Annotated in this window: 15 protein-coding genes and 2 pseudogenes; 8 read left to right on the top strand and 9 right to left on the bottom strand. The window is 68.2% G+C overall.

The genetic code is table 11. The features are described 5' to 3' along the window. Positions 1–105 precede the first annotated feature (105 nt). The 4 genes from RHOOR87_RS0118680 to RHOOR87_RS0118665 form a co-directional block, all read right to left on the bottom strand. Positions 106–609: a TPM domain-containing protein gene (locus tag RHOOR87_RS0118680; RefSeq protein ID WP_027485872.1), complete on the bottom strand. Its 504-nt coding sequence runs from the start codon at positions 607–609 to the stop codon at positions 106–108. Beyond that, positions 609–1,487, bottom strand: a complete 879-nt coding sequence (locus tag RHOOR87_RS0118675; protein WP_007506981.1) for a TPM domain-containing protein — start codon at positions 1,485–1,487, stop codon at positions 609–611. Before RHOOR87_RS0118675 ends, RHOOR87_RS0118680 begins: the two co-directional genes overlap by 1 nt. After that, positions 1,487–2,104 carry a LemA family protein gene (locus RHOOR87_RS0118670; protein WP_007506983.1) on the bottom strand — a complete coding sequence of 206 codons (618 nt, stop codon included), beginning with the start codon at positions 2,102–2,104 and terminating at the stop codon, positions 1,487–1,489. Before RHOOR87_RS0118670 ends, RHOOR87_RS0118675 begins: the two co-directional genes overlap by 1 nt. 84 nt (positions 2,105–2,188) lie before the next feature. Beyond that, positions 2,189–2,563, bottom strand: coding sequence for a diacylglycerol kinase (locus tag RHOOR87_RS0118665; protein ID WP_027485871.1), 375 nt, complete (start codon positions 2,561–2,563; stop codon positions 2,189–2,191). A gap of 272 nt (positions 2,564–2,835) precedes the next feature. Here RHOOR87_RS0118665 and RHOOR87_RS0118660 point away from each other — a divergent pair, with 272 nt between their 5' ends. The 6 genes from RHOOR87_RS0118660 (at position 2,836) to RHOOR87_RS0118635 (ending at position 10,414) form a co-directional block, all read left to right on the top strand. Then, complete coding sequence (locus tag RHOOR87_RS0118660; RefSeq protein WP_027485870.1) at positions 2,836–4,386, top strand: oligopeptide:H+ symporter; 1,551 nt, start codon at positions 2,836–2,838, stop codon at positions 4,384–4,386. 64 nt (positions 4,387–4,450) lie between these two features. Next, a complete protein-coding gene (locus tag RHOOR87_RS0118655; RefSeq protein WP_007506990.1) occupies positions 4,451–5,725 on the top strand; it encodes an ATP-binding protein in 1,275 nt (424 codons plus the stop codon). 72 nt (positions 5,726–5,797) lie between these two features. Further along, positions 5,798–6,385 carry a response regulator transcription factor gene (locus RHOOR87_RS0118650; RefSeq protein WP_007506991.1) on the top strand — a complete coding sequence of 196 codons (588 nt, stop codon included), beginning with the start codon at positions 5,798–5,800 and terminating at the stop codon, positions 6,383–6,385. 142 nt (positions 6,386–6,527) lie between these two features. Then, positions 6,528–8,783 carry a TonB-dependent receptor gene (locus RHOOR87_RS0118645; RefSeq protein WP_027485869.1) on the top strand — a complete coding sequence of 752 codons (2,256 nt, stop codon included), beginning with the start codon at positions 6,528–6,530 and terminating at the stop codon, positions 8,781–8,783. A gap of 9 nt (positions 8,784–8,792) precedes the next feature. Continuing rightward, the gene (locus tag RHOOR87_RS0118640; protein WP_027485868.1) at positions 8,793–9,959 is read left to right on the top strand and encodes a sialidase family protein; all 1,167 of its coding nucleotides are present in this window, start codon (positions 8,793–8,795) and stop codon (positions 9,957–9,959) included. Next, complete coding sequence (locus RHOOR87_RS0118635; RefSeq protein WP_027485867.1) at positions 9,956–10,414, top strand: hypothetical protein; 459 nt, start codon at positions 9,956–9,958, stop codon at positions 10,412–10,414. Before RHOOR87_RS0118640 ends, RHOOR87_RS0118635 begins: the two co-directional genes overlap by 4 nt. Before the next feature lie 88 nt (positions 10,415–10,502). Here the strand turns inward: RHOOR87_RS0118635 and RHOOR87_RS0118630 are convergent, their stop codons facing one another. From RHOOR87_RS0118630 to RHOOR87_RS0118620, 3 genes are all read right to left on the bottom strand, one after another. Beyond that, entirely contained in the window at positions 10,503–11,504 is a 1,002-nt protein-coding gene (locus tag RHOOR87_RS0118630; protein WP_043796084.1) for an isoaspartyl peptidase/L-asparaginase, read from the bottom strand. A gap of 99 nt (positions 11,505–11,603) precedes the next feature. Then, positions 11,604–13,169, bottom strand: a complete 1,566-nt coding sequence (locus RHOOR87_RS0118625) for a M56 family metallopeptidase (RefSeq protein WP_027485865.1) — start codon at positions 13,167–13,169, stop codon at positions 11,604–11,606. After that, on the bottom strand, positions 13,156–13,527 hold the full coding sequence (locus RHOOR87_RS0118620; protein WP_007506997.1) for a BlaI/MecI/CopY family transcriptional regulator: 372 nt from the start codon (positions 13,525–13,527) through the stop codon (positions 13,156–13,158). Before RHOOR87_RS0118620 ends, RHOOR87_RS0118625 begins: the two co-directional genes overlap by 14 nt. A gap of 47 nt (positions 13,528–13,574) precedes the next feature. Between RHOOR87_RS0118620 and RHOOR87_RS20880 the strand changes: the two are divergent. Together RHOOR87_RS20880 and RHOOR87_RS20875 are read left to right on the top strand one after the other, a co-directional pair. Continuing rightward, positions 13,575–14,330: pseudogene (locus tag RHOOR87_RS20880) on the top strand (CoA transferase subunit A); the annotation flags it as partial. Between the two features lie 93 nt (positions 14,331–14,423). After that, complete coding sequence (locus RHOOR87_RS20875; RefSeq protein ID WP_231381841.1) at positions 14,424–15,050, top strand: 3-oxoacid CoA-transferase subunit B; 627 nt, start codon at positions 14,424–14,426, stop codon at positions 15,048–15,050. A gap of 39 nt (positions 15,051–15,089) precedes the next feature. Here the strand turns inward: RHOOR87_RS20875 and RHOOR87_RS19530 are convergent. Further along, positions 15,090–16,113 (bottom strand): annotated as a pseudogene (locus RHOOR87_RS19530) (HAMP domain-containing sensor histidine kinase). Positions 16,114–16,150: 37 nt separating this feature from the next. Then, entirely contained in the window at positions 16,151–16,882 is a 732-nt protein-coding gene (locus tag RHOOR87_RS0118605) for a response regulator transcription factor (protein WP_027485863.1), read from the bottom strand. Between the last annotated feature and the right edge of the window lies 1 nt (position 16,883).

The following is a 16,883-nucleotide window of genomic DNA, read 5'->3' as shown; positions in this document are numbered from 1 at the left end:
TCAGGGTCGACCGATGCCCGGCCTGCTCCCGCGGAACGCTGAGCAGTGTGCATGCGACACGCCCTGCCGGGCCTCAGGCCGGCACGGCCCGAGGCCCGGCAGGTATCAGAGCAGCACCGGCTGATCCGGCAGTTCGTCGCGGCGGGTCCCGCCGTCGCCGGGGAAATGCCGTTCCAGCAAGGCGTTGGCGGCGGCAATGCCGTCGAGACTGCCGGTGCGCCATTGCCCGGTGGCGTAGCTTTCGCGCATGCGGGCGCAGACCGCCGCCCATTCGTGCGCCGCCACCTTCGCCGCGATGCCGCGGTCGGCGACGATCTCGATGCGATGCTCGGCCATCAGCACGTAGAACAACACGCCGCTGTTGTGTTCGGTGTCCCATACGCGCAACTGGGCGAATACCTGGCGCGCGCGGGCTGCGGCGTCGAGGCCCTCCAGCACGGCCAGCGGTGCCAGCCGCGATTCGACCGCGAAGCGGATCTCGCCCAGGTGGTGGCGTTCGCCGGCGGCAATCGCCGCGGCCATCTCGTCCAGCAGTGCGGGCGGAAAGCGCCGCGACAGCTGGAACCAGCTACCGCAAAGATTCGCCCACAGTCGCCGCATGCGCGCCATCACCAGCTCCCCGAAGAACCGCCGCCGCCGAAGCTGCCGCCGCCGCCGCTGAAGCCGCCGCCGCCGAAACTTCCGCCGCCGCTGCCGCCACCCCAGCCGCCTCCACCGAAGCCGCCCCAGCCACCGCCGCCGATCGAGCGGCCGGCGCCGCCGGGCAGCAGCATCAGCACGCCGCCGACCAGCGCGCCGAGGATGCCGGCGCCCATCGAGATCAGCAGCCACAGCAAGCCGCCGACCAGCACGGCGCCCAGCGGCCCCCTGACCAGCGCCGGAGTGCGGCCGAAGATGCCGCGCAGGAACAGTGCCACGAACACGGCGATCATCAGGCCGCTCTGCAGATCGAGGCCGGGGCGGCCACGCTCGGGAGCGCCTTGCAGCGGCGGCGGCAGCGGTTCGCCGTTGATCAGCTGGGTCAATGCACCGACCGCGTCGCTGATGCCGCCGAAGTAATCGTTGCTGCGGAACTTCGGGGCGATGTATTCGCGAATGATCCGCGCGGTGGCCGCATCGGGAATCGCGCCCTCCAGGCCGTAACCCACCTCGATGCGTACATGCCGATCGTCTTTCGCAATCAGCAGCAGCACGCCGTCGTCGGTGCCCTTGCGGCCGACCTTGTTCGCCTCGGCCACTGCCAGCGAATAGCTCTCGATGTCCTGCTCGCCGGTGCTGCCGACCATCAGCACCACCAGTTGCGCGCCCTTGGCCTGTTCCAGCGCCACCAGCTGTGCGTCGAGCTGGTCGACCTGCTGCGCGCTCAGCGTACCGGTGAGATCGGTGACGTGCCGTGCCAGCTTCGGCACGGCAGCGGCCGCGTGCAGCAGCACCGGCAGCAGCAGCGCCAGCAGCAGCCAGCGGCGCGGGAAGCGCCCGGGCATCATCAATGCGTCGCGGCAGGCGCCGGCGCGGTGGTGCCGAAATCCACCTTCGGCGCGGTGGAGATCGCCTGTTCGTTCTCGACCGTGAAGTTCGGCTTGACCTGGTAACCGAAGATCTTCGCGGTCATGTTGTTCGGGAAGGTGCGGATCATCGCGTTGTATGCCTGCACCGCCTGCACGTAGCGGTTGCGCGCCACGGTGACCCGGTTCTCGGTGCCTTCCAGCTGCGCCTGCAGGTTCTGGAACAGGCCGTCGGCCTTCAGCTGCGGGTAGTTCTCGCTGACCACCATCAGCCGCGACAGCGCACTGCCCAGCTCGCCCTGCGCGGCCTGGAACTGCTTGAGCTTCTGCGGATCGTTCAGCGAATCGGCGTTGACCTGCAGGCTGCCGACCCTGGCGCGCGCCTCGGTGACCTCGGTGAACACCTTCTCTTCGTGCTGGGCGTAGCCCTTGACCGTGTTGACCAGGTTCGGCACCAGGTCGGCGCGGCGCTGGTACTGGTTCAGCACTTCGGACCAGGCCGCCTTGACTGCCTCGTCCTGCTTCTGGATGGCGTTGTAGCCGCAGCCGCCGAGGCCGAAGGCGAGCAGCAACAGCACGAGGTTGCGCAGAAGTTTCATGGCATCGCTCCGATCCGGTGGAAGGCCATTCCATCATCCCATGCCGCTTGCCGCAATCGTGTCAGCACGGGGTGAACGCGCGCGCTAACCGAACAGGCGCGGACCGAGGATCAAGCCCCAGCTCAGCACCACCAGCACCAGCAGCACGAACACCGCCGCCGAACCCATGTCCTTGGCCCGTCCGGCCAGCTCGTTGAACTCCGGGCTGACCTTGTCGACCACCGCCTCGATCGCCGAATTGAGCAGCTCGGCCGACAGCACCAGCATCGGCGCCAGGATCAGCACGAATTTCTCCGCCCCGCCATGACCCAGCCACAGGCCGAGCGGGATCAGCACCACCGCCAGGCAGGCTTCCAGCCGGAACGAGGCCTCGTGCCGCCAGCCGGCCCGAAGCCCCTTCATCGACCACAGAAACGCGTTCCAGACCTGTTTCGGACCGCGAAAACCTTCGGCGGCCATCAGCGGCGCCGCCCGACCGACCGCAAGCGCCGCGGCGGTATCAATGCGATGGACATGGACGGCAAGACTCCCTGGAACAGGTCGATTCGAGCGGCCGATGATGCCACAAGCGCCGGCAGCGGGCGCCCGCCGCAGCTTCGGTGTCTTGCCGCAGTGCAGCTACACCCCGATGGCGAATGGGTTACGCTTCGTCGGTTGTGGTCCGTCCATGGGCCGCATGGCACTGGCGCGTGCCCGCATGCGCCACGGTTCGAATCTCGTACGGAAAACCTATGGCAACCCAGAACCCGCCCGTCTCGCAGACGCGCTCATTCAGTACCGTCTTCCTGATCGAAATGTGGGAGCGCTTCGGCTTCTACGGCATGCAGGTGTTGATGGTCACCTACATGGTGAAGAAGCTCGGCTTCGTCGACAGCAAGGCCAACCTGATCTGGGGTGCCGCCGCAGCACTGATCTACGCCACGCCGGCGATCGGCGGCTGGGTCGGCGACAAGCTGATCGGCACCCGCCGCACCATGCTGCTCGGCGCCGTGGTGCTGACGCTGGGCTACGCGATGTTGTGGATTCCCACCAACAACGCCTACTTCCTGTACATCGCGCTCGGCGTGATCATCGTCGGCAACGGCTTCTTCAAGCCGAACGCCGGCAACCTGGTGCGCAAGATCTACGAGGGCGACGACACCAAGATCGACAGCGCCTTCACCATCTACTACATGGCGGTGAACATCGGCTCGACCATCTCGATGCTGCTGACGCCGTGGATCCGCGACTACGTGGGTGCCAAATACGGCGACGCCTGGGGCTGGCACACCGCGTTCGGCGTCTGCGCGGTCGGCCTGGTGCTCGGCCTGGTCAACTACACGCTGATGCACCGCACGCTGGCGCACATCGGCTCGCCGGCCGACGACAAGCCGGTCGACGTCAAGCGCCTCGGCACAGTGCTGCTGGCCGCGATCGGCATGGTGTTCGTCTCCGCCTTCATCCTGCAGGACCAGACGGTCGCCAAGTGGTGCGTGTACGCCGCCGGCGTGGTGATCCTGGGCATCTTCGTGCACCTGATCCGCGGCAGTGAGCCGCACGAGCGCGCCGGCCTGGTCGCCGCGCTGGTGCTCACGGTGCAAACGATCTTCTTCTTCATCTTCTACCAGCAGATGTCGACCTCGCTGAACCTGTTCGCCCAGCGCAACGTCGACCTCTCGTTCGGCCTGTTCGGCCTGCATCTGTTCAACTGGATTCCCGAGCAGTTCCAGTCGCTCAACGCGATCTGGATCGTGCTGCTGAGCCCGGTGCTGGTGTTCGTCTACAACACCATGGGCAAGGTCGGCAAAAACCCGTCGGTGGCGGCCAAGTTCGCCTGGGGCTTCGCTGCGGTGGCGATCGGCTTCTTCATCTACGGCGTCGGCGCCCGCTTCGCGGTGAACGGCCAGGTCTCGTCGTGGATCATGGTGTGGGGCTACGGCCTGTATTCGCTGGGCGAGTTGCTGGTGTCGGGCCTCGGCCTGGCGATGATCGCGCGCTACGTGCCGGCGCGGATGGGCGGCTTCATGATGGGCGCCTACTACGTCGCATCCGGCATCTCGCAGTACCTGGGCAGCGTGGTGGCGAACTTCGCCAGCATTCCGACCGACATCAAGGATCCGCTGGTGTCGCTGCCGATCTACACCGCGCTGTTCAACAAGCTCGGCTTCGCCGGCGTGGCCTGCACGGTGATCGCGCTGGCGATGCTGCCGCTGATGAAGAAGCTGTCGAGCAGCCATTCCGACTCCGTCGCCAACAACCCGCTGCCGCCCGTGCGCAGCGAGGAATTCAACACGCCGACGTGAGCCGCCGTGCCCGTCGCGCACGGCGCGGCGGGCACGCCGTTTTCAGCAAGCCCGGAAGATCGCCATGCCGCACCGATCCACCCAACGCATCGGCCTGTTTGCGCTGACGCGCACGCTGGCCTGGCTGCGGATCTGCGCCATCGCCGGCCAGAGCGCCGCCGTGCTGGTGTGCGCCTGGTGGATGCAGCTGGCCATTCCGCTGCTGCCGCTGCTGCTCGGCATCGGCCTGCTCGCGGTGTTCTCGGTGTTCGCCGCGTGGCGGCTGACCCAGCCGTGGCCGCTGCGCGAATGGGAGGCGGTCGGCCACATCGCCTTCGACACGCTGGTGCTGGGCTACCTGCTGTACTTCACCGGCGGCGCCAGCAACCCGTTCATCACCCTGCTGCTGGTGCCGATCGCGCTCAGCGCGGCGGCGCTGCCCGGCCGGGCGGTACTGACGGTGGCCGCGCTGGCCGGCGTCGCCTACGTGAGCCTGCTCTACTCGTACGTGCCGCTGCCGCTGCCGATGGCCGCCGATTCGCCCAGCCGGTTCACGCTGCACGTGGTCGGCATGGGCGTGAACTTCGTGATCATGGCGCTGCTGCTGAGTTTCTTCATCAGCCGACTGGCGCATGTCCTGCGCCTGCAGCAGCTCGAAGTACAGCGCGTGCGCGAACGCGCGCTGCGCGACGAGGGCATCCTGGCCATCGCCACCCAGGCCGCCGGTGCGGCGCACGAGCTCAACACGCCGCTGTCCACCATGCGCACCCTGCTGCCCGAACTGCGCCGCGAGCATGCCGACGACGAGACGCTGGCCGAGGACCTGGCGCTGCTGGAGAGCCAGGTCGACCGCTGCCGCACGATCCTTCGCGAGATGGTCGCCTTCGGTAAGGCGCAGCTGTCGCAAGAGCCGGAGCGGCTCACGGTGGCGGTGTTCATCCACGGCTGCCTGGAGCGCTTCCAGTTGCTGCGGCCGGAAGCCGAAGTGACCCTGCCGCTGGACGAGGACGTCGCCCGGATCGTGCTGCGGACCCCGCCGGGCCTGCGTCACGCGCTACTCAACCTGCTCAACAACGCCGCCGACGCTTCGGCCATCAACCATTCCAACGCGGTGGCGCTGCACGTCTCGCGCGACGGCGAGTGGCTGCAGCTGAGCGTGCGCGACCACGGCCCCGGCTTCGACACCGAAGGCGAGCTGACCCTGCTTGGCTACTCGCGGAAGCAGACCGGGCTGGGCATCGGCCTGGCCCTGGCCGAAGCCACGGCCGAGCGGCTCAACGGCGAGCTGATTGCCAGCAATACCGCGCGCGGCGCCGAGGTCTGTCTGCGCCTGCCACTGGCGGTGATCGCCGAGAGATAACCTGCCGGACGTGCAAGTGCCGCCGCTTCCGGCAAGAATGGGCGCCTGATCCACTTCCAGGAAACACCGCCGATGACCGAGTTGCCTCATGCCGCCACGGCCCGCCCGCTGCTGCTGGTCGACGACGACACCACCTTCCTGCGTGTGCTGGCGCGCGCGCTCGGCTCGCGCGGCTTCGAAGTCATCACCGCCAGCAACTTCGAGGAGGCGCGGGCGCTGACGCGGCGGCACAGCCCGCGCTACTGCGTGCTCGACTTGAAGTTGGGCGAGGAGAACGGCCTGCGCCTGATTCCCGAGCTGCACACTCTGGTGCCGGACCTCCGCGTGCTGCTGCTGACCGGCTACGCCTCAATCGCCACCGCGGTGGAGGCGATCAAGCGCGGCGCCCACGACTATCTGGCCAAGCCGGTCGACGCCGACGCCGTGGTGCGCGCCCTGCTCGACGGCGACAACGAGAGCGACAGCGACGGCGACCTGCCGGACGCGCCCGAACAGCCGCTGGCGCTGCGCCGGCTGGAATGGGAGCACATCCAGCGCGTGCTGACCGAATGCGACGGCAACATCTCCGAGACCGCCCGCCGCCTCGGCATGCACCGCCGCACCCTGCAGCGCAAGCTGAGCAAGCACCCGGTACGCGAACGCCCCGACCGGGAAGACTAGACCGCATTCGCAGGAGCGCGCCGGGCACCTTTCGCCGTGCCCATGCATCCCATCGCCGCCCTCGCTGCGACAACGCGCCATCTGTCGCGCGCACGGCAGCGAACTATCCTTGCAACCCTAGACCCCCATCCAGAGTGTCGTCTTGAACACCCTACCCCTCGGCCTTTGTGCAGTCGCACTCGCCGTGTCCGCCAGCTCGCTGCTGGCCGCCGATGAACCCGCCCCCGCCGCCACCCTCGCCCCGATCTCGGTACACGCCAGCGACACCATGGTGATGGAAACGCCCAGCGTGCAGGTCCGCCTAAAACGGGAAAAGCTGCAGCAGCAGAACCTCACCGAAAGCGCCGACGCACTCAAGTACGCACCGAACATGATGGTGCGCAAGCGCTACATCGGCGATCCGAACGCGGTGATCAGCGGCCGCAACGCCGGCACCCTGCAGAGCGCGCGCAGCCTGGTCTACGCCGACGGCCTGCTGCTCTCCAACCTGATGACCAACGGCTGGGACGGCGCGCCGCGCTGGGGCATGGTGGCGCCCGAGGAAATCGGCGCCGTCGACATCCTCTATGGACCGTATTCCGCGCTGTACCCGGGCAACTCGCTGGGCAGCACCGTGCTGGTCCACACCGTGCTGCCGCAGCAGTTCACCGCCAGCGTGAGCACCCAGTTCTTCAGCCAGGATTACCGCGACGCGTACGGCGCCGGCGGCCACTACAACGGCCATCAGGCTGCCGCCACGCTGGGCGACAAGCAGGGGCGCTTCAGCTGGCTGCTGGAATTCAGCCGGCTCGACAACCATGGCCAGCCGATGCAATACGCCACCGCGAAGGCCGGCGGCAATGCGGCCGCGGCGTTGCCGGTCAGCGGCGCCGTGCCGGACCGCAACCCGAACGGCTCGCCGCGGCTGGTGTACGGCGCCAACAGCATCGAGCACACGGTGCAGGACCAGGCGAAGCTGAAGGTCGGCGTGGACATCAACGAACAGGTTGCCGCGCTGTTCACCGTAGGCTGGTGGCGCAACCGCGCCGAGGATCGCACCCGCAGCCTGATCCGCGATGCTGCCGGCCACCCGGTCACCGGCGGCGCGATCAGCGCGGCCGGACAGACCTGGACCCTGCCGGCCAGCGGCCTGGCACCCTCCTCGGCCAGCGACACCCACCTGCTGTACGGCGTCGAGTTGAACGGCCACCTCGACAACGGCTGGCGCTGGACCGCGGTGGCCAGCCACTACGACTTCCTGCGCTCGCAGGCGGCCACCGCCAACCTGGCCAAACCCGGCGCGCCCACGGGCGGGCCCGGCACGATCGCCGACAAGGCCGGTTCCGGCTGGGACACGCTGGACCTGCGCAGCTCCGGGCCGCTCGGCGAGCGCCACATGCTGTACGCCGGCGCGCATGGCGACCGCTACGTACTGGACAGCCGCGTGCGCAGCGCCAGCGACTGGCGCGGCGATGCCGACGGTGCGCAGGTCAGCGCGTTCGCCGGCCGCACGCAGGCCCGCGCACTGTACCTGCAGGACGTGTGGAGCTTCGCCGACGCCTGGGCGCTGACCCTGGGCGGCCGGCTGGAGCAATGGCGCGCCTACGGCGGCCTGCGCGCGAATGCGGTCAACGCCGTGCATTACGCCGATCGCCGGCGTACCGACTTCTCGCCCAAGGCGGCGCTGAGCTGGGACCTCGCCGACGGCTGGGAGCTGCGCCTGGCCCACGGCAAGGCGGTGCGCTACCCGACCGTGACCGAACTGTTCCAGGGCAGCCTGTCGGCCAACGCGATCGTCAACAACAATCCCGCGCTGAAGCCCGAGACCGACGAGTCCACCGACCTCACCCTGACCCGCCACCTTGCGCACGGCCACTGGCGCGTCTCGCTGTACCAGGACCGCATCGCCGATTCGCTGTACTCGCAGACCGACATCACCGTCACCCCCACCGTCACCAGCGTGCAGAACATCGACAGGATGCGCAGCCGCGGCATCGAGGGCGAGATCAATCTCACTGACCTCTGGCTGGACGGCCTCGAACTGCAGGCCAGCCTCGCCTTCAACCATGCGAAGACGCTTGAGGACCGCCAGTACCCGCTGGCCAACGGCAAGACCTTCCCGCGCATTCCGAAAGTCCGCGCCAGCGTGTTCGCCGACTACCGCTTCGCGCCGCAGTGGGACGCCTCGCTCGGCATCCGCCACTCCGGCCGCCAGTACGGCACGCTGGACAACAGCGACTACGTGGACGGCTACGGTGCGGTGAGCCGCTTCACCGTAGCCGACGCGAAGCTGCGCTGGAAGTTCGCGCCAGGCTGGACCGCCGCGCTCGGCGTCGACAACCTCACCAACGAGCAGTACTGGGTCTACCATCCCTACGCCGGCCGTACCTGGTTCGGCGAGCTGCACTGGGAGCTGTGAGGAACCGCCATGCGTTACCTGCTGATCGCCCTGTTCTGCCTGCTGTCGCCCGCGCTGTTCGCGCACGACGGCATGCGCATGGAGATGCCGAAAGGCCCTGAGCTGGGCGCCAGCACCGCGTTCGACAGCCACGGCCGGCTGTGGCTGGTGGACGCGGCCGACGGCCACGTGCGGCTGCGCCATTCCGACGACGACGGCCGCACGCTGAGTGCGCCGGTCGAGGTGAACGCCGCGGCCGAGCGCATCTACGCCGAAGGCGAGAACCGCCCGAAGCTCGCGTTCGGCCCGCACGACGAAATCTACGTAAGCTGGTCGCAACCGCGCGCCGCGCCGTGGACCGGCTTCGTGCGCTTCGCCCGCTCGCTGGATCGCGGCGAACACTTCAGCGAACCGCTGACCGTGCACCGCGACCGTGCCGAGATCACCCATCGCTTCGATGCGCTCGCCGTTGACGACAAGGGCCGCATCGTGGTCGCCTGGATCGACAAGCGCGACCTGCTCGCTGCCGATGCCCACGGCAAGCCGTACCTGGGCGCCGCGATCTACTACAGCTGGTCGGACGATGGCGGCAAGAGCTTCGTGGCCGAGCGCAAGCTCGTCGACCAGAGCTGCGAATGCTGCCGCATCGCGCTGGCACGCACGCCCGCTGGCGAAGTCGCCGCGTTCTTCCGCAGCATCTATGGCGACAACATCCGCGACCACGCCTATGCCGTGTTGCGCACGGACGGCCAGACCAGCCAGGCCGCCCGTGCCACCTTCAGCGACTGGCAGATCGCCGGCTGCCCGCACCATGGCCCTGGCCTGGCGATCGGCGCCGACGGCATCCGCCACGCCGTGTGGTACGAAGCCAAAGGCCAGCCCACGATCTGGTACGGCCAGCTCGATCCCGGCCATGCGCCGAAACACCCACTGGCGATCGCCGGCGCCGGTGCCGGCCATGCTGACGTGGCCGTGCACGAGCGCATCGTGTGGGTGGCCTGGAACCAGGTAAGTGCGGACGGCTATGCGCTGATGCTGCGCCGCTCGTCCGACAACGGCGCGCACTTCGATGTCCCACGCGAAATCGCCCGCAGCAGCGGCGCGGCAGGCTCGCCGCAGCTGCTGCTGAAACAGGGCCGCGCGTTCGTGGCGTGGAACACCGCCACCGGTTTCCGCCTCGTCGAGCTGCCGCAATGAAACGCCTGCTGCTTGCCTTCGCCCTGTGGTTGCCGGCGCTGGCCAGCGCCGGCTCACTGCAGCCACTGGCCGCCGCCGACGTTCCCGTGCTGCTGCAGCCGCCGGCGCACGGCGCGCGCATCCTCGCGCTGTGGTCGCTCGACTGCGCCTACTGCGAACCGAACCTCGAAGCGCTGGCCAGGGTTCAACGCGCCGATCCTGGCAACATCGAACTGGTCACTGTGACGACGGACAGCATCGAGCTGCGCCAGACGATCGAGGCACGCTTGCGCAGCATGAAAATGGACGGCTATCCCGCGCGTGCCTACGCCGAGGCCTCGCCCGAACGCACCAACTTCCTGCTCGACCCGCACTGGGGCGGCGAGACGCCGCGCGTGCTACTGATCCGCGCCGACGGCAGCCGGCGCGGCATCAGCGGCGCGCTGACTCCAGCGCAGCTGCGCAAGCTTCCGTAGGAGCCCGCTTGCGGGCGATGCCTTCCCGAATCCCGAAAGAGCATCGCCCGCAAGCGGGCTCCTACGGCAACAGCGGCGGTGGTGCGACCTACGGCTGCGCGACACTATCGGCCGGCGCCGGCGCCGGCAACTCCGCGGTGCCGTCGTCCTCGTCGCCGTAGAGCGCCACGTGCGGCACGCCGTCGGCGCCGATCCAGCCGCGGTACATGCCGTCGGTGTTGAACGGGATCGAGATGTGGCCTTGCGCATCCAGCGCGATCGCGCCGCCGTTGCCGCCCATCGAGGGGATTTCCTGGTTGATCACCTCGGCGGCGGCGCGCTTCAGCGGCACGCGCATCTGGGTGACCTTCATGCAGATCTGGTGCGCGGCCACCGTGCGGATGTAGAACTCGCCCCAGCCGGTGCCGGACACGGCGCAGCCGCTGTTGGCGTAGGTTCCGGCGCCGATGATCGGCGAGTCGCCGATGCGGCCCCAGCGCTTGTCGGTCATCCCGCCGGTGGAGGTTCCGGCAGCGAGGCGGCCCTGCGCGTCCAGTGCCACCGCGCCGACCGTGCCGAAGTGCTTGGCCGTCTCGACGTCCGCGTGCGGCTGCTTCGCGGCGTCCTCCTTCAACGCCTTTTGCAACTGCTGCCAGCGCGCTTCGGTGCGGAAGTACGACGAATCGACCAGGGCGATGCCGTGCTCCTTCGCGAAGGCTTCGGCGCCCGTGCCGGACAGCATCACGTGCGGCGACTGCTCCATCACCGCGCGCGCCAGCAGGATCGGGTTCTTCACGTGTTCGACCCCGGCCACCGCGCCGGCACGCAGCGTGTTGCCGTCCATGATCGCCGCGTCCAGCTCGTTGCTGCCGTCATGGGTGAACACCGCGCCCTTGCCGGCGTTGAAGTTCGGATCGTCCTCCAGCACGGTGATCGCCGCGGCCACCGCGTCCAGCGCGCTGCCGCCCGCCTTGAGCCGGGCGTAGCCATCCTGCAGCGCGTAGGCCATCGCCGTGCGCACCGCCTGCTCCTTCGCCGGCGTCATGTCGCGCTTGATCACGCCGGCGCCGCCATGGATCACCAGCACGGGTGAAACGGCGGCGTGGCTCATGCCGGTGATTCCGAGGGTGGCCAGGGCAAGGAACAGATGGTGCGGTCTCACGTGGGTGTTCTCCCGGACAACAGCATGAGTATACCGGGACGCGGTTGGTCACCTGGGCGTGAAGCGCACCCGCTCGCCATCCAGCACCAGCTTCATGCCGGCAAGGTCGGCCACCCGTTGCATCGCCGTGCCCGCAGGCATGTCGTTGAACGACAACGTGACCGGAGCATGGCCCAGCGCCTCCGGGTTGGCGAGCGTCCAGCCCGCCTTCGCCGCTATCGATTCCGCCACGGCACGCGCCGTGCTGTTCGTGACGTGCCCGGTGACCTTGACCGGGGAAGCTTCGGCAACCGCCCGTGCGGGGCAGCCAGCCTGCGGCGTGACGTCGATGACATACGCATGCTTGCCGTCGCCCCCCGTGCCGGCGGCGTGCAATTTATGACCAAGCGCGCCAAGCAGCTGGCTATGCGCAAGCGGCGACTCACCTGTATTGCCCACGGCAAGGTCGATACGCACCTGCCGATCGCCGGCGGGCACGGTGGTCGCTTCCACCCTCAGGGTCCCCACGCTTGCCATCGCTGCCTTGCCCGGCGCCATGCACAGCGCCAGGGCCACATTCTCCGCATGACGCTCGTGACCAGCGTCGGTTGAAAGTTCGACTTGCATGTCCAACTGATACTCCTGACCCCGGACCTTCCAGGTCGCATGGTCTGCCTGGACTTCCCACGCCGGGCGCTCTCCTTGCGGCGCACTGGCGGCATAGACCGAGCCGGCCACCACGATGGCGACGGCAATGCCGGCGATCATTCCGGTGTTCCGACGCCAACGGTTCGGTGAAGGCAGTTTCAACATGGCAATACGCTCCGTGAGTGGATGGCGAGGGGACCACGTGCACCCCACCGGCAGCGCGAACGCGGCCGACTGGGTCTTCAACATCGCATTCGCATAGCTGCGCCGTTGTGCGCCGTGCTCGCGCAGCACGGCGGCGTCGCAGGCCAGTTCCTGGTCGTGACGCAGCGCGGCCAGTGCCCACCATGCCAACGGGTGGAACCAGAACAGCGCAGCAAGGACTCGCGCGAGCAGGCACCACCAGCCGTCGCCGCGGCGCGCATGGGCGGTCTCGTGGGCCAGGATCAACGCGCGTTCGCCAGCGTCGTAGCGCTGCTCGAAATCCGCCGGCAGCACGATGCGCGCGCGCCAGGCGCCGATCAGGGCGGGACCGACATCCGGACCGGGTGCACGCAGCACTGGCCAGCGCGACTGCGCATCGACAACGCTCGTGGCGCCACACAGCCGCATGCGGTAACGCGCCTGCGCGAGAACGGCTTGCAACAGGCTGGCCATGCTGCCCAACAGCCACAGCAGCATAGTCCACACGCGCCAGTCGGTCGCACTCGGTCCAGCGGCGTACACCGGCAACGCGGTCGCTGCCGAGGTGATCGCAACCACCACCGGCGACAACATCACGGCCGGTGCTGCTGTCGCATGCGGCAGCTGGCTGGCCAGCAGCGCCAGCGGCGGTAGCAGCCACAGCTGGAACGCGCGCTCGGCGCCGAACAGACGGCGGCATGGCCGGCGCAGCGCGGCCGCCATCAGCGCGGCGGCGGTGAAGGCGAGGATCAGCAGCCAGCCGCGTCCGAGCCAGTCGATTCCGGTCAGCTCAACACTGCTCATCGTCGAGCTCCTTGAGCAGCTTGCGCAGTTCGGCGATGTCCTTTTTCGACAGCTTGCGCTGCTCGGAGAAGTGCGCCACCAGCGGCGCCACGCGGCCGCCGAACAGGCGGTCGAGCAGGCCCTTGCTCTCCTGCTGCACGTACTGCTCGCGCGTCAGCAGCGGCGTGTAGAGGTAACGGCGACCGTCGCGCTCGGCATGCACGGCCTTCTTCCGGAGCAGGCGGTTGAGCAGGGACTTCACCGTGCCTTCCTGCCAGCGCTGTGTCGGACCGACTTCGGCCAGGATCTCCTCGGCCGTGCGCGGCGCCTCGCGCCACAGCACGTCCATCACCACCGCCTCGGCTTCGCTGATCGCCATGGGTCACCGTTTACGCGTGTAAGTGATTGTGATGTTTACACGCGTAAATGATGCCGTCAAGCTCGGGCAGGCGGTCGCACTGGCGGGCTTGCGACCTTGGTACAAGGCCGGCTCGGGCCAAACCGTCGTATCCTTGGCAGCTGACTCTCCCTGAGGAAGGCACAGCGATGAACAAGGTTTATCCGAGCGCGGCACAAGCCCTTGACGGCCTGCTGGGCGACGGCATGACGATCGCCGCCGGCGGCTTCGGCCTGTGCGGCATCCCCGAGAACCTGATCGGCGCGCTGCTGGAAGCCGGCACCAAGGGCCTGACCATCGTCGGCAACAACGCCGGCGTGGACGATTTCGGCATGGGCCCGCTCTTGAAGACGCACCAGGTCAAGCGCGTGTACGCCTCCTACGTCGGCGAGAACAAGGAGTTCGAGCGCCAGGTGCTGGCCGGCGAACTCGAATTGCACCTGACCCCGCAGGGCACGTTGGCCGAGAAGCTGCGCGCCGGCGGCGCCGGCATTCCCGGCTTCTACACGCGTACCGCGTTCGGCACCAAGCTGGCCGAGGGCAAGGAAACCAAGGTCTTCAACGGCAGGGAATACGTGCTGGAGGAATCCATTACCGCCGACCTGTCGATCGTCAAGGCCTGGAAGGGCGATGCGCACGGCAACCTGGTGTTCCGCGAAACCGCGCGCAACTTCAACCCGATGATCGCCACCTGCGGCAAGGTCTGCGTGGCCGAGGTGGAGCAGCTGGTGCCGGTGGGCGAGCTGGACCCGAACAACATCCACGTGCCGGGCATCTACGTCGACCGCATCGTGCAGGGCGCGAAGTACGAGAAGCGCATCGAGTTCCGCACCATCGCCGGCGTGGCCGGCGGCAAGGAAAGCCCGATCCGCGTGGCGATGGCCAGGCGCGCCGCGAAGGAACTGCGCGACGGCTTCTACGTGAACCTCGGCATCGGCATCCCGACCATGGTGGCGAACTACATCCCCGATGGGGTCAGCGTCACCCTGCAGTCGGAAAACGGCCTGCTCGGCATCGGCCCGTTCCCGACCGAGGACCAGCTCGATCCCGATCTGATCAACGCCGGCAAACAGACCATCACCACCCTGCCTGGCTCCAGCTTCTTCTCCAGCGCGGAGTCGTTCGCGATGATCCGCGGCGGCCACATCGACCTGTCGATTCTCGGCGGGCTGGAAGTGTCCTGCACCGGCGACCTGGCCAACTGGATGGTGCCGGGCAAGATGGTCAAGGGTCCGGGCGGCGCGATGGACCTGGTCAGCGGCGTCAAGCGCGTGGTGGTGCTGATGGAGCACACCGCGAAGGACGGCTCGCCGAAGGTCAAGAGCCAGTGCGACCTGCCGCTCACCGGCAAGCAGGTGGTGGACCTGATCATCACCGACCTGTGCGTGTTCTCCGTGGAGAAAGGCAAGGGCCTGACCCTGATCGAGCTCAACGACGGCGTGACGCTGGACGAAGTGAAGGCGAAGACCGGCTGCACCTTCGCGGTGGCGCTACCGGCCGGTTGACGCCGGTGCAGGAGCGCACCCGGCGCACAAGCTGCGCTCCTACGATTCGCTGAAACTCCGCTCCGGCACGTCGGCCGGCAGCGGATGCGGGAAGCGGATGCGGGCGATGTTTTCCTGACCCTGGCCCGCCTGCAGCTCCAGTGGCCAGGCGAAGCGTTCGCTGATGCGCTGCGCTATGGCCAGTTCGAAGCCGTGCCGGTCGGCACCCCGGGCGCGAACCGGGTAGCCGCTGCCGGGCGCCTGCGAGGTGATCCGGTTACGCACGCTGATGCTGCCGGGCAGCACGCTGACCACCACGCTGCCCTGCTCGGTCTGCTGGCAGGCATTGCGGATCAACTGCCAGCACAACACCGAGAATGCCCGCGGCGAACCCTGCAGCGCGAAGCGCTGCCGGCTCCTCCAGCAGCAGTTCGATCGGCCGACCGATCAGCAGCTCGCGGGCGAAGTCCAGTTCCCTGTGCAACGCGTCGTTGACGACGAAGCACTGCTCGTCGGCAGCGCTGCCCGTCTCGCGCGCGAGGATCAGCAGCGCATCCACCAGGACCTCCATCTCGCGGGTGGCGCGCTTGATCCGGCGCACCGAGCGCAGGCCGAATTCGCTGAGGCCTTCCTCCTCGGCCAGCATGTCCACCGACATCTTGATCACCGTGAGCGGACTGCGCAGCTCATGGCTGGCGTCGCGGGTGAAATTGCGCTCGCGCTGGTTGTAGCTGGCCAGGCGCGTGGCGAAACCGTGCAGCCCCCGCGCCAGCGAAGCCACGTCGGCATCGGCATGGGCGGACAATTGCTCCAGGTGCAGCGACTCCGGATCCAGCAACTGGCCATCCCAACGGCTCACCACCCGGGCCAGCGCACGCACCGGACGCCATTCGCGCCGCATGGCGAGCCAGGCCAGCGCGGTGGTAAGCACGATCACCGCGATCACCACCGCGGTGTGCGCCACGTTGTAGATGCCCAGGACGCAGACGATCGCCACGATCAAGAACTGCAGGGCAAACACCCACGCGATGCGCCGGCGGAAAGCCCCCACACGAAACGTGATTGCGTTGACCCTGCTATCCATTACCTGCGTGCGCCCACCTGTATGCGCCGTGTCGATATCAGGCCGTCTGGGGCGAAGAGGCCACTTCCGACTCAAGATCCGCAAGACGATAGCCCGCCGAGTGGATCGTGTGTAGCAAAGGCCGCGCGAAAGGTTTGTCGATGACCCGGCGCAGGTTGTACAGGTGCGAACGCAAGGTGTCCGAATCGGGCAGTGTGTCGCCCCAGATCTCGCGCTCGATGTCGCGCCGGCTGACCACCCGCGGCGACTCGCGCATCAGGATCGCCAGCAGCTTCAGGCCGATCGGCGACACGGTCAGTTCCTGGCCGTCGCGGGTCAGCCGCAGCGTGGCGGTGTCCAGCATCATGTCGCCGACGCTGAGCACCTCGGTGGACACCTGGCGGCGGTCGCGGCGGATCAGCGCACGCAGCCGCGCCTCCAGCTCGCGCACCTCGAACGGTTTGACCAGGTAGTCGTCGGCGCCGGCCTCCAGCCCGATCAGCTTGTCCTCCAGCGTGTCGCGGGCGGTCAGCATCAGCACCGGGGTGGCCTTCTTGGCCTCGCGGCGCAGCTTGCGGCAGACCTCCAGCCCGTCCAGGCCCGGCAGCATCAGATCCAGCACCAGCACGTCATAGCTGTTGGACACCGCCAGGTGCAGCCCGCTCACGCCGTCGGCGGCGTAATCCACCGAGTAGCCGCGCCGCTCCAGGAATTCGCCGACCATCTCGGCGATCTGGCGGTTGTCCTCGACCAGCAGGATCAGGCCCGCCTGTTCGTCATGTACCGTCATT

Origin of the sequence: Rhodanobacter sp. OR87, assembly GCF_000473345.1 — a bacterium.
Lineage (GTDB): Bacteria > Pseudomonadota > Gammaproteobacteria > Xanthomonadales > Rhodanobacteraceae > Rhodanobacter > Rhodanobacter denitrificans.
Note: the sequence above shows the minus strand (reverse complement) of the source record. Positions and strands in the feature narration are given on the sequence as shown.

What these genes read in the sequence shown, in the direction of transcription:
- RHOOR87_RS0118680 (WP_027485872.1), bottom strand. Translation starts at nt 609, where the DNA reads ATGGCGCGCATGCGGCGACTGTGGGCGAATCTTTGCGGTAGCTGGTTC.
- RHOOR87_RS0118675 (WP_007506981.1), bottom strand. Translation starts at nt 1,487, where the DNA reads ATGATGCCCGGGCGCTTCCCGCGCCGCTGGCTGCTGCTGGCGCTGCTG.
- RHOOR87_RS0118670 (WP_007506983.1), bottom strand. Translation starts at nt 2,104, where the DNA reads ATGAAACTTCTGCGCAACCTCGTGCTGTTGCTGCTCGCCTTCGGCCTC.
- RHOOR87_RS0118665 (WP_027485871.1), bottom strand. Translation starts at nt 2,563, where the DNA reads ATGGCCGCCGAAGGTTTTCGCGGTCCGAAACAGGTCTGGAACGCGTTT.
- RHOOR87_RS0118660 (WP_027485870.1), top strand. Translation starts at nt 2,836, where the DNA reads ATGGCAACCCAGAACCCGCCCGTCTCGCAGACGCGCTCATTCAGTACC.
- RHOOR87_RS0118655 (WP_007506990.1), top strand. Translation starts at nt 4,451, where the DNA reads ATGCCGCACCGATCCACCCAACGCATCGGCCTGTTTGCGCTGACGCGC.
- RHOOR87_RS0118650 (WP_007506991.1), top strand. Translation starts at nt 5,798, where the DNA reads ATGACCGAGTTGCCTCATGCCGCCACGGCCCGCCCGCTGCTGCTGGTC.
- RHOOR87_RS0118640 (WP_027485868.1), top strand. Translation starts at nt 8,793, where the DNA reads ATGCGTTACCTGCTGATCGCCCTGTTCTGCCTGCTGTCGCCCGCGCTG.
- RHOOR87_RS0118635 (WP_027485867.1), top strand. Translation starts at nt 9,956, where the DNA reads ATGAAACGCCTGCTGCTTGCCTTCGCCCTGTGGTTGCCGGCGCTGGCC.
- RHOOR87_RS0118630 (WP_043796084.1), bottom strand. Translation starts at nt 11,504, where the DNA reads ATGAGCCACGCCGCCGTTTCACCCGTGCTGGTGATCCATGGCGGCGCC.
- RHOOR87_RS0118625 (WP_027485865.1), bottom strand. Translation starts at nt 13,169, where the DNA reads ATGAGCAGTGTTGAGCTGACCGGAATCGACTGGCTCGGACGCGGCTGG.
- RHOOR87_RS0118620 (WP_007506997.1), bottom strand. Translation starts at nt 13,527, where the DNA reads ATGGCGATCAGCGAAGCCGAGGCGGTGGTGATGGACGTGCTGTGGCGC.
- RHOOR87_RS20875 (WP_231381841.1), top strand. Translation starts at nt 14,424, where the DNA reads ATGGCCAGGCGCGCCGCGAAGGAACTGCGCGACGGCTTCTACGTGAAC.
- RHOOR87_RS0118605 (WP_027485863.1), bottom strand. Translation starts at nt 16,882, where the DNA reads ATGACGGTACATGACGAACAGGCGGGCCTGATCCTGCTGGTCGAGGAC.